Here is a 15649-nt window from a genome sequence, read left to right on the forward strand (position 1 = left end):
GGAGCGGATGGCACGCCGGTCGGTGCCTGAGCGTTCTGCCGCGCGGTGTGGTCGGCCGTGCTTCGGTCGGGAGTCGACGTCGCCGGGTCGATGGGCTGCTGCGGTGCGGGTTGTGTGCTGGTTGGTGTCGAGGAGTGTCCGCCCTGCGGCGCTGTCTGGTCCGGAGCGGATGGCACGCCGGTCGGTGCCTGAGCGTTCTGCCGCGCGGTGTGGTCGGCCGTGCTTCGGTCGGGAGTCGACGTCGCCGGGTCGATGGGCTGCTGCGGTGCGGGCTGTGCGCTGGTCGGTGTCGAGGAGTGTCCGCCCTTCCGCGCCGCCTGCTCCGGAGCGGACGGAGGCGCGGCGGGATATCCGGCTTGGGGCGATTGCGCGGCCGGTTCGCGGCCGGTCGATGTCGAGGTAGGCCAGGTCTGGTTCGGACCGGCGGGTGGGGTCTCGCGAGACTCGCCGCGCTGAGTCGCCTCGTTTCCGGTCGGGCTCGGGCCGATCGGTGGGGTGGTCCGATTGGGCGGAGCCGAGTTCGGCCACAGGCTCGGAGCCACGGCCGACAGGGCGGCATCGAGGCGAGGGTTGCCGGTGGACGGCCATCCACCGTGCTTCGGCCCGAGCGGAGGTCGGCCGCCGACGGCCTGGCCCGGCGTGCTCTGGCCGTGCGATGGCGGGGCATGCTCGTCGTTCCGGGGCGGAGCGGGCCGCTCGTCGGCTGGTTGCCGGGGCGGCGGCGGGAGCTCCGGCCGGTCCGCCTGCTGTTCGTTCGACGCGGGCGGGTTCGCGGACCTGCTGCCCAGTGGCTGGAAACCGGGTGAGGGCTGCGACGGATTGCGCGTGGGCAGGCTGTGCTGCGGAGCGCCGGTGCGCTCCGGCGGCGCTTGCCACGAATTGTCCTGCGCCGGTGGAGTGCGGTCGTAGCCGGGCTGCTGCCAGGACCCCTGCGGCTGCTGGGCCGCCTGTGGGTGGGGCCAAGACTCTTGCGGCTGCTGCCAGGCCTGGTATGGCTGTTGCCGAGACTCTTGCGGCTGCTGCCAGGACTCTTGCGGCTGCTGCCAGGCCTCTTGCGGCTGCTGCCGGAGGGACTCTTGCGGAGGCTGCTGCCGGGACTCCTGTGGCTGTTGCAGAGAATCTTGTGGCTGTTGCAGAGAATCTTGCGGCTGTTGCAGAGAATCTTGCGGCTGTTGCAGAGAATCTTGCGGCTGTTGCCAGGACTCCTGTGGCTGTTGCCAGGCCTCTTGCGGCTGCTGCCACGACTCGTGCGGGGCACGAGCCGGTGCGGGCTCCTCCGGAACCGGCGCGGGCGCGCGACTCGCGTCGCCCTGCCGCTGATCCTCCTCGGCATTCCCCTCGTGCTTGTCGCGGCGCCAGCCCTTACGGCGCTTCTCCGGCCGTGCGGCATCCGGGCGTTCCGCCTCGGGCGCGCGGCCGCGCAAACGGCCGCGCCTGCGGCTGGGGGAGTCCTCGATGAGGTCGTCGTGCGGAAGGTTCTGTACCGGCGCTTCGTAGCCGCTCTGGCTGACGTCGCTCTCCGACAGCCACGGCGGCAGCATGGGCAGGCCGTCATTGCTACGGCTCACGACTGCGCCTCGCCGATGTTCGGCGTGCCGATCTCTCGCTCGCTGCGCTCGGTCACGACTGCCCTCGCTGCCCGCTCGGCTCGGTCGTGGCCAGGGACGCTCTGCCGTTGACTCGCTCGCTACGATTACTCACGGCCTCGCCTCCCTGCCGCTCGCTTCGGCCGTGACCGAGAGCGCCCACGCCGGTGGCTCGCACGCTGCGCCGGCTCACGCGTCCCCCTCGATCCGTTCGACCCAAATACCTGGACAGCGGCCAGTTTACGCGACAACTCGGTGCCGTCGCGGCGCAGCGTCCGAGGCCCGCCACGAGTGGGAAGACGGCTGCGAAACCGCTGGCGACACGGGTATACAGGGAGGCATTTTTGCCCGATCCGGAACGGATCGGTAAGCTGGAGCGGCGGTGCACCTAGGCGCCGCCTGTTTGTGTGCGAGCGGTTCGCTCCGGCGATCGGTCCCATTCGAGCAGAACCAGCAAACAAACCAGGTTGAGCGTAACCGGGATCGCGGAGGACATGGCGAAGAAAGACGGGGCCATCGAGGTCGAGGGTCGAGTTGTCGAGCCGCTGCCCAATGCGATGTTCCGGATCGAGCTCGAGAACGGACACAAGGTTCTCGCGCACATCAGCGGGAAGATGCGGCAGCACTACATTCGCATCCTCCCCGAGGACCGTGTGGTCGTCGAGCTCTCGCCCTACGACCTGTCGCGTGGCCGGATCGTATACCGCTACAAGTGATCGTGCCCGGCGCGATCGGCGTCGGTTGCGAGCCGGCAGTCCCGGCGTGAGCCGGGGCCGAGTCGAAAGACTCACACCAGAGCTTCCCCAGTCGCCGACTGGGGAAAAACTGTGTTCACACCCCTGTGAACCACAACAGATTGGACGGACGTGAAGGTTCAGCCGAGCGTCAAGAAGATCTGCGAGAAGTGCAAGGTGATCCGCCGTCACGGCCGGGTCATGGTGATCTGCGACAACCTGCGCCACAAGCAGCGCCAGGGCTGAGCGGAGGCGAGGGAGACCTCGCACCACCCGCCCGAGGCTTGCCGACGGCGAACGCTCGACGCGACACCAGCCAAGCACCGAACCGCAGTTCGGATTGGCAAGAAGAACTCCCAGCACCAGCCGCACGCTGCGGAAATCAGGGTTCGCCCTGGGCGTGCGCGCCTACCACCGGTTCGGAGGCCGGTGCCCCGCCAAGACGAGGGGACGGACAGGGAGCAGACCTCCGCAACGATTAAGGAAACTGCCAGATGGCACGTCTCATGGGCGTCGACCTCCCGCGCGAGAAGCGCATGGAGATCGCACTGACCTACATTTTCGGCATTGGCCGTACCCGCTCCAAGGAGATCCTCGAGGCCACCGGCGTCAGCCCGGACCTGCGCTCGAAGGATCTCAGCGACGACGATCTGACGAAGCTGCGTGACTACATCGAGGCTTCGGAGTTCAAGGTCGAGGGTGACCTGCGCCGCGAGGTGCAGGCCGATATTCGCCGCAAGATCGAGATCGGCTGCTACCAGGGCCTGCGCCACCGTCGTGGCCTGCCCGTGCGTGGCCAGCGCACCAAGACCAACGCGCGCACCCGCAAGGGCCCGAAGCGCACCGTCGCCGGCAAGAAGAAGTAGGGATAACCGATGCCTCCGAAGAGTCGGGCCGCGGGCCCGAAGAAGACCCAGAAGTCGCGTCGCAGGGACAAGAAGAACGTCCCGCACGGCAACGCGCACATCAAGAGCACGTTCAACAACACGATCGTGTCGATCACCGACCCGAACGGCAACGTCATCTCCTGGGCGTCGTCGGGTCATGTCGGCTTCAAGGGCTCGCGCAAGTCGACCCCGTTCGCCGCGCAGCTCGCCGCCGAGAACGCCGCCCGTAAGGCGCAGGAACACGGTGTCAAGAAGGTCGACGTGTTCGTGAAGGGCCCCGGTTCGGGCCGCGAGACCGCGATCCGCTCGCTGCAGGCCGCCGGCCTCGAGGTGGGCACGATCTCCGATGTCACCCCGCAGCCGCACAACGGCTGCCGTCCGCCCAAGCGGCGTCGCGTCTAGCGGGAAAGGAATAACGAACAATGGCTCGTTACACAGGCCCTATCACCCGCAAGTCGCGTCGTCTGCGCGTCGACCTCGTCGGCGGCGACCAGGCGTTCGAGCGTCGCCCCTACCCGCCCGGCCAGCACGGCCGCGCGCGGATCAAGGAGAGCGAGTACCTGCTCCAGCTGCAGGAGAAGCAGAAGGCCCGCTTCTCCTACGGCGTCATGGAGAAGCAGTTCCGCCGGTACTACGAAGAGGCCAACCGCCTCAAGGGCAAGACCGGTGACAACCTGCTGCGTCTGCTCGAGACCCGCCTGGACAACGTCGTGTACCGCGCCGGTCTGGCCCGTACCCGCCGTCAGGCTCGTCAGCTGGTCTCGCACGGCCACTTCCTGGTGAACAACAAGAAGGTCGACGTTCCCAGCTTCCAGGTCACCCAGTACGACATCATCGATGTCAAGGAGAAGTCGCTGGGCACCCTGCCGTTCCAGGTGGCGCGTGAGACCGTCGGCGACCGTCCGGTTCCGGGCTGGCTGCAGGTGCTCCCCGGCCGGCTGCGGATCCTGGTCCACCAGTTGCCCGAGCGCGCCCAGATCGATGTGCCGCTGCAGGAACAGCTGATCGTCGAGTACTACTCGAAGTAAGACTTGGCACAACGTGCCGCTGGTGCGTGGCCGCCCCGATGGGCGGCCAGGCACAACCCCTGAGACGAGGCGTCAAATAGCGGGCGCCCAAAAGGAGGATGATCCACATGCTGATTTCACAGCGTCCGACGCTGACCGAAGAGGTCGTCGCCGAGAACCGCTCGAAGTTCACCATCGAACCGCTCGAGCCGGGCTTCGGTTATACCCTCGGCAACTCGCTGCGGCGTACCCTGCTGTCCTCGATTCCGGGGGCGGCGGTCACGAGCATCCGCATCGACGGCGTCCTGCACGAGTTCACCACCGTTCCGGGCGTGAAGGAGGATGTCACCGACATCATCCTGAACCTCAAGGGCCTGGTCGTGTCCTCCGAGGAGGACGAGCCGGTCACGATGTACGTGCGCAAGCAGGGTCCGGGCACCGTCACCGCCGGTGACATCGTCCCGCCCAGCGGCGTGGTGGTGCACAACCCGGACATGCACATCGCAACCCTGAACGACAAGGGCAAGCTGGAGATCGAGCTCGTCGTCGAGCGCGGTCGCGGCTACGTCCCGGCCGTGCAGAACAAGGCGTCCGGCGCGGAAATCGGCCGGATTCCGGTGGATTCGATCTACTCGCCGGTGCTGAAGGTGACCTACAAGGTCGAGGCGACCCGCGTCGAGCAGCGCACCGACTTCGACCGGCTCATCCTGGACGTGGAGACCAAGAACTCCATCAGCGCGCGGGACGCGCTCGCCTCGGCGGGCAAGACCCTGGTCGAGCTCTTCGGCCTGGCCCGTGAGCTGAACGTCGAAGCAGAGGGCATCGAGATCGGCCCCTCGCCGGCCGAGGCGGATCACATCGCCTCGTTCGGCCTGCCGATCGAGGATCTGGACCTCACCGTCCGGTCCTACAACTGCCTCAAGCGCGAGGGTGTGCACACCGTCGGCGAGCTGGTCGCCCGCACCGAGTCGGATCTGCTGGACATTCGCAACTTCGGTCAGAAGTCCATCGACGAGGTCAAGGTCAAGCTGCACGCGCTCGGCCTCTCGCTGAAGGACAGCCCCGCGTCGTTCGATCCGTCCAGCGTGGTCGGCTACGACGCGAGCACCGGCACGTGGAGCGACAGCGGCACGTTCAGCGACACCGACGGCGGCGAGCAGGACTACGCCGAGACCGAACAGCTCTAGGCCGCCGGGGTAGGCGCCCCGGCCCGGCCTCATACAAGGAGAACACCACAATGCCCAAGCCCAAGAAGGGTGCCCGCTTCGGCGGGTCGGCGTCGCACCAGAAGGCGATCTTCGCCAATCTGGCCACGGCGCTCTTCGAGCACGGCCGGATCACCACCACCGAGGCCAAGGCCAAGGCCGTGCGTCCCTACGCGGAGAAGCTGATCACCAAGGCGAAGGGCGGCACCCTGGCCGACCGTCGCGAGGTGCTGAAGGTGATCCGCAACAAGGATGTCGTGCACGAGCTCTTCGCGGAGATCGGCCCGTCGTTCGAGGGGCGCGAGGGTGGCTACACCCGCATCACCAAGACGCTGCCGCGCAAGGGTGACAACGCGCCGATGGCGATCATCGAGCTGGTTCGCGAGAAGACCGTGACCAACGAGGCCGATCGCGCCCGTCGCGTGGCCGCCTCGAAGAAGGCGGAGGAGGCTCCGGCCGCCGAGGTCGTCGAGGAGGAGGCCGACGAGGCCGTCGCCGAGACCGCCGAGGCTCCGGCTGCCGACGAGGCCGCCGAGGACAAGAAGGACGCCTGACGCTTCGCGTCGGAGTTCGCGCACGAGCCCGCCACCCGCACTGGGTCGGCGGGCTCGTTCGTTTCGACCAGAGGATCATGTGACCGTGGAGGAATCGGTGGGATCGATGTCGGGTCGACCGGGCGAGGACGCACCGGGCGTGCCCGGTATCGACGTGCCACGCACCCGGGTGCGGTTGGACATCGCCTATGACGGCACGGATTTCGTCGGCTGGGCGCGCCAGCCTGGTCTGCGCACCGTGCAGGGGGTGTTGGAGGACGCGCTGAGCAAGGTGTTCCGCGAGCCGATCCAGCTGACCGTGGCGGGCCGTACGGACGCGGGCGTGCACGCCGAGGGGCAGGTCACGCATTTCGACACCGCCGGTGAACTGGACGCGGCGAAACTGGTGCACCGGATGGCGCGCTTCCTGCCGAAGGACGTGCGGATCAGGCACGCGCGCCCGGCCGCGCCGGAGTTCGACGCCCGGTTCTCCGCCATCCGCCGCCATTACGCCTACCGGCTGACCACCGCGCCGTACGGTGCGGAGCCGCTCCAGGCCCGCAGCGTGGTCGCCTGCCGATCCGACGTCGATGTCGACGCGATGCGGGCGGCTTCGCGAAAGTTGCTCGGGCTGCACAACTTCGCCGCCTTCTGCCGCCGCAGGGAGGGTGCGACGACGGTACGGGAGCTGCAGCGGTTCGACTGGGTGCGCGATGGTGACCTGCTGATCGCCTACGTCAGCGCGGACGCGTTCTGCTGGTCGATGGTCCGCAGTCTGGTCGGTGCGGTCCTCGCCGTCGGCGAAGGGCGGCGGACGCCGGAATGGGTGGCCGATCTGTTGCGGGAGACCGAGCGCTCCAGTTCGGTGACCGTCGCTCCCGCACATGGTTTGAGCTTGATAGGCGTGGACTACCCGGCCGACGAGGAACTCGCGGCCCGCAACGCGCAGACGCGGGAGATGCGGTCGGTTCCGGTACCTGGCGGAGGCTGCTGCGGCGAGTGAGAATGTCCGCGCACTACCCGCACCCGTGCTCGGGTGCGGGTAGCGGACGCGGTCACTTCGATGACCGCGGGTATTGCTGCTGCGACTGTGCCGACTGCTGAGTCTGCTCCTGCTGGGTCGGCGACATCGGTGTGGACCGGCCGGATTGCGCTTCGATGGTCCTCGGTTCGTGCGACGCCCCGGAAATCTGGATGCGGCGCGGCTTCGCACGCTCCGCGATGGGGATCGTCACCGACAGCACGCCGTTGTTGTAGGTCGCGCTGATGTTCTCGACGTCGACGTTCTCGCCGAGGGACATCTGGCGCATGAAGGTGCCCGCGAAACGTTCCGAGGCGATCCACTGGACGCCTTCTTCGCTCGGCACGGTGCGTTGCGCCCGCAAGGTGAGCGTGCCGTTGTCGACGCTGACGTCGATCGAGCCGGGGTCGACGCCGGGCAGATCCGCGTTCAGAACGTAGTGATCTCCCGCTTTGAACAGATCCATCGGCATGAATCGCGGTGCGCGACCGGTTCCGGCAGTCTCACCGAGCAGTTGGCGGGCAACGGTGTCGATGTCATGGAATGGATCGAATCGAAGCACAGCAATCACCTCCATCTCCTAGTGGTGGCGCCGGCCAGGCGCCGGGCGCCGATAGCTGTGCAATAGCCACAGTAGCCCTCGGTAATCGGGACGGCATCGACCCGACGGGGCCGTCCTGGCAGTGCACGGGCCCGGCCGGAATAGCGCCCTCCTGGCGTGTGTTGGGTCGGGACATGGCATTCGACAGTCTCGGACGGTTCGGAGTGTGGCGGGCGTACAACGGGTTCAGCCCGGAAGACGCGCGAGAATTGGAGCGGCTCGGATACGGCGCGCTCTGGCTGGGGGCTTCGCCTCCGGCGGATCTGGCGACGGTCGAACCGCTGCTGGAGGCGACCGAAACGATCACCGTCGCCACCAGCATCGTGAACATCTGGGCGGCGCCCGCGAAGGAGGTGGCCGACTCGTTCCACCGGATCGAGGCCCGCTTCCCGGGCCGGTTCCTGCTCGGCATCGGTGCGGGACACCCGGAGCACACCGGTGAGTACCGCAAGCCGTACGACGCGCTTGTCGAGTATCTCGACGACCTCGACGCCGCGGGAGTACCCGCCGAACGTCGCGCGGTGGCCGCACTCGGCCCGCGCGTGCTGAAGCTGGCCGCCGAGCGGTCGCTGGGCGCGCTGCCCTATTTCGTGCCCGCGGCGCACACGGCGAAGGCCCGCGAGATCGTCGGCCCGGACGCGCTGCTGGCGACCGAGCACAAGGTGGTGCTGACCGACGACGCCGGCACGGCGCACGCGGTCGCCGATGAGACCGTCAAGTTCTATGTCGGCCTGACCAACTACGCGTCGAACCTGCGCCGATTCGGTTTCACCGACGCCGACCTCACCGTGCCGCCGAGCGAGGCGCTGTTCGACGCCGTCATCGCGCACGGCACGCCGGAGCGGATCGCCGCCCAGCTGTCCGAACACGCCGACGCGGGCGCCGACCACGTCGCGGTGCAGATCCTCGGCGACAACTACCTCCCGGCTCTGCGCACCCTCGCTCCGCTGCTCACCGGGCGATCCTGACCGCCCGTCTCCGGCCCCCGGCGCTGCGCACCTTTACTGCGCTGTTGACCGCGGGATCCTGACCGCCCGTCTCCGGCCCCCGGCGCTGTGTACCTTTGCTGCGCTGTTGACCGCGGGATCCTGACCGCCCGTCTCCGGCCCCCGGCGCTGCGCCGGGGGCCGGTTTTGTTTCCGGCGATCGTCCTAAGGGACTGTTAGGAAGCTTCGAGAGCCATTTCGCGCGCGTGTGACTGTCGACACACTGATCTGCGACGACGTGATGAGGCGTCGGAGAAGGAGATGTTGTGACTACGACACAGCCCGTCGGCGAGCGCCGGGTGGTCGCGAATGTTCTGCGCGGATCCATCGGCAATCTCGTCGAGTGGTACGACTGGTATGTCTACGCCGCGTTCAGCGTGTACTTCGCGAAGACGTTCTTCCCGAAGGACGATCCGACCGCGCAACTGTTGTCCACCGCCGCCGTGTTCGCGGTCGGCTTCCTGATGCGCCCGATCGGCGGGTGGGCACTGGGTCGGTACGCCGACCGGTTCGGCAGGCGCTCGGCCCTGACCCTGTCGGTGACCGTGATGGCCGCCGGTTCGCTGATGATCGCGGCGACGCCGGGTTACCAGACCATCGGCCTGGCCGCTCCGGCTCTGTTGCTGGTCGCCCGGCTGCTGCAGGGGTTGTCGGTCGGCGGTGAATACGCCACCAGTGCGACGTATCTGTCCGAGGTGGCCTCGGCGGGCAGGCGCGGGTTCTACTCGAGCTTCCAATACGTGACCTTGGTGGCAGGACAGCTCGTCGCGCTCGGGGTGCAGATCGTGCTGCAACAGTTCCTCGACGCCGGCCAGATGAACGCCTGGGGCTGGCGGATCCCGTTCGTGATCGGCGCCGCCGGTGCGCTGATCGTGATGTGGTTGCGGCGCGGCATGGACGAGTCCGAGCAGTTCCGCGCCGAATCCGGACAGCGGCCGAAGAAGACCGCGGCGACGGCCGCCGAGGTGCGGGAATCGCGTGGCTCCCTGCGGATCCTGTTGCAGTACCCCCGCGAATGCCTGCTGGTCGTCGGGTTGACGCTGGGCGGAACGGTCGCGTTCTACACGTACACGACCTACATGCAGAAGTTCATGATCAACACCTCCGGCATCTCCAAGTCGACCGTGGCGTGGATCAACTTCATCGCGCTGCTGGTCTTCGTGGTGCTGCAACCGCTGGCGGGGGCGCTGTCGGACCGGATCGGCCGACGCAAGCTGCTCATCTTCTTCGGCGTGGCGGGCACCTTGCTGACCGTGCCGATCATGACGGTGCTCGCACGCACCACCAATCCGGTCGCCGCGTGGGGTCTGATGATGGCGGCGCTGGTGATCATCACGGGATACACCTCGATCAACGCGATCGTGAAGGCCGAGCTGTTCCCGACGAAGATCCGCGCGCTCGGCGTAGGGCTGCCCTATGCCTTGACCGTCGCGATCTTCGGCGGCACCGCCGAGACGATCGCGCTCGCGCTGAAGAAGGGCGGCCACGAGTCGCTGTACTTCTGGTATGTCGCAGGCTGCATCGCCGTCTCGCTGATCACCTACTACTTCATGCGGGAGACCTCGGCCTCGTCGGCGATCGACACGGCCGAGCCCACCGCGAGCGCCGACACCGGGTCCGGCGCCGCGGGGGCCGAGCCGGGTCGGCCGATGGTCACCGTGCGTGACTGACCGACCGGCACACGCGCCGGTCCGCCCACTGTGGGAGGATCGGCGCGTGCGGCTTGCGGTGGTCGAGGACGACGACGGCGTGGGAGACGCGCTGGTCGAGGCGCTCAACGCCCGTGGCTACCGCGCCGAACGCAAGCGCCGCGGCGCGGATCTGCTGATCGCGCACCGCGACTACGACGCGGTGATTCTGGATCTCGGACTGCCCGACGGCGACGGTCTGCAGGTGTTGCGGCGACTGCGCGAGGTGAGTTCGGTTCCGGTGCTGATCCTGACCGCGCGCAGTGACGAACGCTCGATCGTGCGAGGCTTGCGCGGTGGCGCCGACGACTATCTGGTGAAGCCGCCGCGCATCGCGGAACTCGTCGCGCGGCTGGAGACGGTCACCAGGCGGGCGGCCGCGGCGGCGCGACAGGCGCAGTCGGTGATCGTCACCGGTGACGTGCGGGTCGATCTCGGCGCCCGCGTTGTCGAGGTGGCCGGGGAGCCGGTATCGCTGACTCAGAAGGAATTCGAGCTGGTCGAGGCGCTGGTGGAACGGCCGGGGGCCGCGGTGAGCCGTCAGCAGTTGATGGACCGCATCTGGGGTGACGCCTTCGTCGCGGTCTCGCGTTCGCTGGACGTGCACATGACGGGCTTGCGGGCGAAACTCAACCGGCCCGGCCTGATCACCACCATCCGCGGGTACGGGTATCGGTGGGGGCAGTGAGCGCGGTCCGGCGGGCCGGAGGTGTGCCATGCGGCGTCGCTTGCTGGTCGCGCTGACACTGTTCGCGGCCATCGCGGTGCTGGCGTTCGCGGTCCCGCTGTCGCTGACCATCGCCACCAGCCGCACCCAGCAGCTGGTGCTCGCGCGCTCGGGGGACGCCGACCGCTTCGCCACCCTCGCCGACGACGCGGTCACCGCGGGGGACAGCCGTGCGCTGGCCGACGAGGTGCTGCGCTATCACGAGCTGTACGGCGAGAACGTGCTCGTGGTCGACGCCAGGGGTGCGCCGACGGTGAACGCGGGCGCGGACATGGACGATCCCGGCATCGTCGCGGCGGTGGCGGCCGCGCGCCGCAATCAGCGTCCGCACGCGGTGGACAAGCTGACGCCGTGGGGCGCGCCGAGCATGCTGGTCGCGCGGCCGGTCGGCACCGGCGTGCAGGTGAACGGGGCCGTGGTGATCGAGGCGTCGACGGCCCGTGCTCGCGGTGATATCGCGCGGGACTGGGCGGTGATCGTGCTCGGCGGCGTGGTCGCGATGGCGCTGTTCGTGCTGCTGGCGGTGACGATCGGCCGCTGGGTGCTGCGGCCGCTCGCGGCGCTGTCGCACGGTGTGGCGGAGTTGACCGCGACGCTGCCCAAGCCGCGCGCCGACACCGTCGCGCCGGTATCGATCGCGGGCCGCTACGGCGGGCCGCCGGAGATGCGGGCGCTGGCCGAGTCGTTCGACGCGATGGCGCTGGCCGTGGCCGATTCGGCGGACGCGCAGCGCCAGCTGGTCGCCGACACCGCACACGCGATGCGCAATCCACTGGCCGCCCTGACCATTCGCCTCGATTCCCTGGAACCAGCGATCCCGGCGAGCGCGGCGAGCATCTTCCACAACGCTGGCGCCGAGGTGGAGCGGCTCACCGCGTTGCTCGACGGCTTGCTCAGCTTGGCCGTCGCCGAGACCCCGGCGGCATTCGACGTCGCCCGCACGGCCGAGGGCGACGACCAGTGCGACGCCGTGCAAGTGATCGCCGACCGATTCGACGCCTGGTGCTCGGCATTCGAGGCGGCCGGACAGCGATTGCGCGTGGCGGCCGTGGCCGGGCCCGCCGACGTCGCGGTCCCGGCCGACGTGCTCGCGCAGATGCTCGACGTACCGCTGAGCAACGCGACACGCTATGCGGGCGCGGGCGCGAACATCGATCTGGTCGTCGCGACCGAGCCGGGCTGGGTCACGGTGACCGTCCGCGACGACGGCAGCGGTGTTCCTCCCGCTGAGCTCGACAAGCTGACCACCCGTTTCTTCCGCGGTTCGGCCGCGGGGGCCGGTGGCTCCGGGCTGGGCCTGCCGATCGCCGCCGCATTGGCGCAGGCGCGCGGCGGCGTGCTCACCGTGGCCGCGGTGCGTCCGCATGGTCTGGCGGTCTCGGTGCGCCTACCCGAGGCGGAGGCCCGATGACCGGCCGGGAGCCGATCGTCCGGCGCGGCGTCGGTCGGCGCGGCTTCCTCGCGTTGGCCGTCGCGGCGGGGCTCGCGGGTTGTGGGCCGGGCGGCCGGGGCGCCACCGCGCGGCTGGCGTCCGGCGAGGTCGGCGGCTTCTATCACGCCTTCGCGGGGTTGCTCGGCCTCGCCGCCGAAAACGCCGGGGGTGTGCGGATCGAGCGGGTCACCACCTCGGGTTCGCAGGACAATCTGGCGTTGCTGGCGCGCGGTGAGGTCGATGCCGCGCTCGCGCTCGCGGATTCGGTGCGCGACAGCGCCGATCAGGTGTTCGCGCTGGGCCGGGTGTACGAGAACTACCTGCAGTTGGTCGTGCGGGCGGACAGCCCGATCGGTTCGGTCGCGGATCTGCGGGGAACGCGGGTGAGTCTGGGCGCGGAGGGATCGGGCGCGGCCTTGACCGGCGCACGGATATTGCGCGTCGCGGGGCTCGACCCGAGCGCCGACGTCGCGATCGCCCATCGCCCCTTGGCGCAAGCGGTGGCCGCCCTGACCGCTGGCGACGTGGACGCGCTGTTGTGGGCGGGCGGCGTGCCGACGGCACGGCTCGCGGTGCCGAGCCGGATGCGGCTCGTGGACATGGGCGAACTGGCCGCGCCGATGCGGGACCGGTTCGGGCCGGTATACGACCGGGTGGCGATCCCCGCGGATGCCTATCCGGGCGGGGTCTCGGTGCACACCATCGGGGTGGCGAATCTCTTGCTGGCCGCGGGCAGTATGTCCGAGGAGGTGGCCGCGGCCATCGTCGAACTACTGGTGTGGCACGCCGACGCGCTGGTGCCCACCGAGGCGGCGGGCACCCAATTCCTCGACGGCCGGTCGCTGATCAGCACCGGCCCGATTCCGCTGCACCCGGGAGCTGCCGCGGTCTATCGCCGCTGGCACGGATAGTTCCGTCAGGACCTGACCAAGCGGGCGATGGCGTCGGTCGCTTCCTTGATCTTGGCCTCGGCCTCCGGGCCACCCGCGACGGCCGCGTCCACGACGCAGTGGCTGATGTGATCCTCCAGCAGGCCCATCGCGACCGCTTGCAGGGCTTTGGTCATGGCGGACACCTGAGTGAGGATGTCGATGCAGTACTTCTCCTCCTCGACCATCCGCTGCAGACCGCGCGCTTGACCCTCGATGCGCCGCAGCCGCTTGAGGTAGTCGTCCTTGGCGGTGATGTAGCCGTGCGCGGCGTGGTCGGCCGCCGTGTGGTCGTGGGGGGAAGCTGCCACCGATGTCTCCTCGCTGCCTGCCGGTCGCCGGAACCGGATCAATACCCCCCTAGGGTACAGTTCCGGGGGCGTCTTGTCAGGTCGGGCCGCATGGTGCGGCAGACCCCGCCCGGTCGGAACGGTCCGTGTTCCGCCGGAAAGCAGGGTAACGCGGATCCCGGCGCGCGACGGCCACCCGGGGACGAGACAATTGAGGTATGAGTTCGCACCCCCGGCCCGCGCTCGCCGTCATCGGCGGCAGCGGCTTCTACGATTTCTTCGACAACGAGGCGACCATCGTCGAGGTCGACACCCCCTATGGTGCACCGAGCGCGGGCATCGCCGTCGGAGAGGTGGAGGGGCGGCCGGTGGCGTTCCTGCCGCGCCACGGCAAGAACCACGAATTCGCGCCGCACACCTTGCCCTACCGGGCCAATCTGTGGGCCCTGCGTTCGCTGGGCGTGCGCCGTATCTTCGCGCCTTGTGCCGTCGGCAGCCTGCGGGCGGACTGGGGCCCCGGCACGGTCGCGGTGCCCGATCAGCTGGTCGACCGGACCTCCGGTCGTCCGCAGACCTACTTCGACGGCGGCGGCATCCACGTGTCCTTCGCCGACCCGTACTGCGAGGAACTGCGGGCCGCGGCCATCAAGGCCGAGTCCGACGAACTGCACATGATGCACGCGGCCACGATGGTCGTGGTCGAGGGTCCGCGCTTCTCCACCCGCGCCGAGAGCCGGTGGTTCGCCGCCCAGGGCTGGGAGCTGGTGAACATGACCGGCCACCCGGAGGCGGTGCTCGCCCGCGAACTCGAGATGTGCTACGCCGCCGTCGCCCTCGTCACCGATCTGGACGCCGGTCTGGAGGAGGGCGAGGGGGTGCGCGCCGTCGACGTCTTCGCCGAGTTCAAGCGAAACCTCGTGCCCTTCAAGGAGCTCGTCCGCCGCGCGGTGGCCGCGGTCGACGGCACCGACACCTGCGACAAGTGCCGTGTCCACGCGGACGTGTCGCTGCCGTTCGAATTGCCCTGAGTCCGATGCGGGTGCTGGTCACCGGAGCGGCCGGGTTCCTCGGCGGGCACCTGCGCCGTGCGCTGCTCGCCACGGGACACCAGGTGACCGGGGTGGACCTGCTACGCGACCACGGGCCGGACGCACGACCACCGGAAGGGATCGAGCGGGTGGACGTGCGCGACGCCGAAGGGCTCGCACCCCTCTTGGACGGAGTGGACGTGGTCTGCCACTTCGCGGGTGTCACCGCGGGCGCGCTGGCCGCCGACTTCGCCTCGCACAACGATGTCGGGACCGCCGTGCTGCTCGGTGCCATAGAGCGGGCGCGAGTCGGCCGCTTGGTGCTCGCCTCGTCCGTCGCGGTCTACGGCGAAGGCCGCTATCGCGGCGTGCAGAGCGGCCCGTTCTTCCCCAACCTGCGTCGCAGGGCCGACCTCGACCGAGGCATGTTCGATCATCGCGCTCCGCACACCGGCGAGATCTTGACGTGGGAGCCGGTCGGCGAGGACGCGCCACTGCGTCCGCGCGGTCCCTATGCGGCGAGCAAAGTCGCGCAAGAGAATTACGCGCTCGCCTGGGGATTGGCGACCGGTGGTGCGGTGACCGCCCTGCGAATGCACAACGTGTACGGCGCGGGAGCGCGGGCCGGGCTGGTGGGGTGGTTGCACGCCGAGCTGGCACAGGGCCGCGCGCCGCAGGTGTTCGAAGACGGCGGACAGATCCGGGATTTCGTGCACGTGCGCGACGCGGTCGCGGCCACCGTCGCGGCGGTCGAGCGTTCGCTGCCCGGTTTCGTCGCGCTGAACATCGCCTCGGGGCAGCCGATCACGGTGTGGGAAGTGGCCTCGATCATGTCGCGCGCCCGCAGTGGCCCCGCGCCGGTGGTAACCGGCCGATACCGCATCGGCGACGTCCGGCATTTCGTCGCGGACCCGGAAAAGGCGAGACGGGTATTGGATTTCACCGCCTCGGTGGCGCCGGCGCAGGGTCTGGCCGAGTTCGCGGCCACCGACTGA

General features: G+C 69.2%; 16 protein-coding genes and 2 pseudogenes. 15 read left to right on the forward strand and 3 right to left on the reverse strand.

Annotated elements, in window-relative coordinates; all coding sequences use genetic code 11:
• Positions 1-1568, reverse strand: a pseudogene (locus ACWESM_RS15515) (hypothetical protein); the annotation flags it as partial.
• 512 nt (positions 1569-2080) lie between these two features.
• Here ACWESM_RS15515 and infA point away from each other — a divergent pair.
• The 8 genes from infA to truA all read left to right on the forward strand — a co-directional run bounded on the left by infA (position 2081) and on the right by truA (position 6955).
• The gene (gene infA / locus ACWESM_RS15520; RefSeq protein WP_003418601.1) at positions 2081-2302 is read left to right on the forward strand and encodes a translation initiation factor IF-1; all 222 of its coding nucleotides are present in this window, start codon (positions 2081-2083) and stop codon (positions 2300-2302) included.
• Between the two features lie 150 nt (positions 2303-2452).
• On the forward strand, positions 2453-2566 hold the full coding sequence (gene rpmJ, locus ACWESM_RS15525; protein ID WP_011207363.1) for a 50S ribosomal protein L36: 114 nt from the start codon (positions 2453-2455) through the stop codon (positions 2564-2566).
• A gap of 248 nt (positions 2567-2814) precedes the next feature.
• On the forward strand, positions 2815-3186 hold the full coding sequence (gene rpsM / locus ACWESM_RS15530) for a 30S ribosomal protein S13 (protein ID WP_039795645.1): 372 nt from the start codon (positions 2815-2817) through the stop codon (positions 3184-3186).
• A 9-nt stretch (positions 3187-3195) separates the two neighbouring features.
• Positions 3196-3609: a 30S ribosomal protein S11 gene (gene rpsK, locus ACWESM_RS15535; protein ID WP_039795647.1), complete on the forward strand. Its 414-nt coding sequence runs from the start codon at positions 3196-3198 to the stop codon at positions 3607-3609.
• Between the two features lie 20 nt (positions 3610-3629).
• Positions 3630-4235, forward strand: coding sequence for a 30S ribosomal protein S4 (gene rpsD, locus ACWESM_RS15540; protein WP_355076205.1), 606 nt, complete (start codon positions 3630-3632; stop codon positions 4233-4235).
• Positions 4236-4342: 107 nt separating this feature from the next.
• The gene (locus tag ACWESM_RS15545) at positions 4343-5401 is read left to right on the forward strand and encodes a DNA-directed RNA polymerase subunit alpha (RefSeq protein WP_039796155.1); all 1059 of its coding nucleotides are present in this window, start codon (positions 4343-4345) and stop codon (positions 5399-5401) included.
• A gap of 50 nt (positions 5402-5451) precedes the next feature.
• Positions 5452-5973 carry a 50S ribosomal protein L17 gene (gene rplQ, locus ACWESM_RS15550; RefSeq protein ID WP_355076207.1) on the forward strand — a complete coding sequence of 174 codons (522 nt, stop codon included), beginning with the start codon at positions 5452-5454 and terminating at the stop codon, positions 5971-5973.
• Positions 5974-6079: 106 nt separating this feature from the next.
• Positions 6080-6955, forward strand: coding sequence for a tRNA pseudouridine(38-40) synthase TruA (truA, locus tag ACWESM_RS15555; protein WP_355076320.1), 876 nt, complete (start codon positions 6080-6082; stop codon positions 6953-6955).
• A gap of 142 nt (positions 6956-7097) precedes the next feature.
• Here truA and ACWESM_RS15560 read toward each other — a convergent pair.
• A pseudogene (locus ACWESM_RS15560) lies at positions 7098-7535 on the reverse strand (Hsp20/alpha crystallin family protein); the annotation flags it as partial.
• A gap of 173 nt (positions 7536-7708) precedes the next feature.
• On the opposite strand from ACWESM_RS15560, the gene ACWESM_RS15565 reads away from it, so the two are divergent.
• The 5 genes from ACWESM_RS15565 to ACWESM_RS15585 all read left to right on the forward strand — a co-directional run bounded on the left by ACWESM_RS15565 (position 7709) and on the right by ACWESM_RS15585 (position 13318).
• Entirely contained in the window at positions 7709-8542 is an 834-nt protein-coding gene (locus ACWESM_RS15565) for an LLM class F420-dependent oxidoreductase (RefSeq protein WP_355076209.1), read from the forward strand.
• A gap of 284 nt (positions 8543-8826) precedes the next feature.
• A complete protein-coding gene (locus ACWESM_RS15570) occupies positions 8827-10230 on the forward strand; it encodes an MFS transporter (RefSeq protein WP_452492270.1) in 1404 nt (467 codons plus the stop codon).
• Between the two features lie 46 nt (positions 10231-10276).
• Positions 10277-10936, forward strand: a complete 660-nt coding sequence (locus ACWESM_RS15575; RefSeq protein WP_195084845.1) for a response regulator transcription factor — start codon at positions 10277-10279, stop codon at positions 10934-10936.
• A gap of 28 nt (positions 10937-10964) precedes the next feature.
• On the forward strand, positions 10965-12386 hold the full coding sequence (locus tag ACWESM_RS15580) for a sensor histidine kinase (protein WP_364430882.1): 1422 nt from the start codon (positions 10965-10967) through the stop codon (positions 12384-12386).
• The gene (locus ACWESM_RS15585) at positions 12383-13318 is read left to right on the forward strand and encodes a TAXI family TRAP transporter solute-binding subunit (RefSeq protein WP_364430885.1); all 936 of its coding nucleotides are present in this window, start codon (positions 12383-12385) and stop codon (positions 13316-13318) included. Before ACWESM_RS15580 ends, ACWESM_RS15585 begins: the two co-directional genes overlap by 4 nt.
• A gap of 5 nt (positions 13319-13323) precedes the next feature.
• On the opposite strand, the gene ACWESM_RS15590 is transcribed toward ACWESM_RS15585, so the two are convergent.
• The gene (locus ACWESM_RS15590; RefSeq protein ID WP_355076219.1) at positions 13324-13647 is read right to left on the reverse strand and encodes a metal-sensitive transcriptional regulator; all 324 of its coding nucleotides are present in this window, start codon (positions 13645-13647) and stop codon (positions 13324-13326) included.
• A gap of 197 nt (positions 13648-13844) precedes the next feature.
• On the opposite strand from ACWESM_RS15590, the gene ACWESM_RS15595 reads away from it, so the two are divergent.
• Both ACWESM_RS15595 and ACWESM_RS15600 read left to right on the forward strand, forming a co-directional pair.
• Positions 13845-14654 (forward strand): S-methyl-5'-thioadenosine phosphorylase, encoded by an 810-nt coding sequence (locus ACWESM_RS15595; protein ID WP_364430889.1) that lies wholly within the window; start codon positions 13845-13847, stop codon positions 14652-14654.
• Positions 14655-14659: 5 nt separating this feature from the next.
• Positions 14660-15649 (forward strand): NAD-dependent epimerase/dehydratase family protein, encoded by a 990-nt coding sequence (locus ACWESM_RS15600; protein WP_452492273.1) that lies wholly within the window; start codon positions 14660-14662, stop codon positions 15647-15649.

It is taken from the genome of Nocardia sp. NPDC003999, assembly GCF_053604885.1.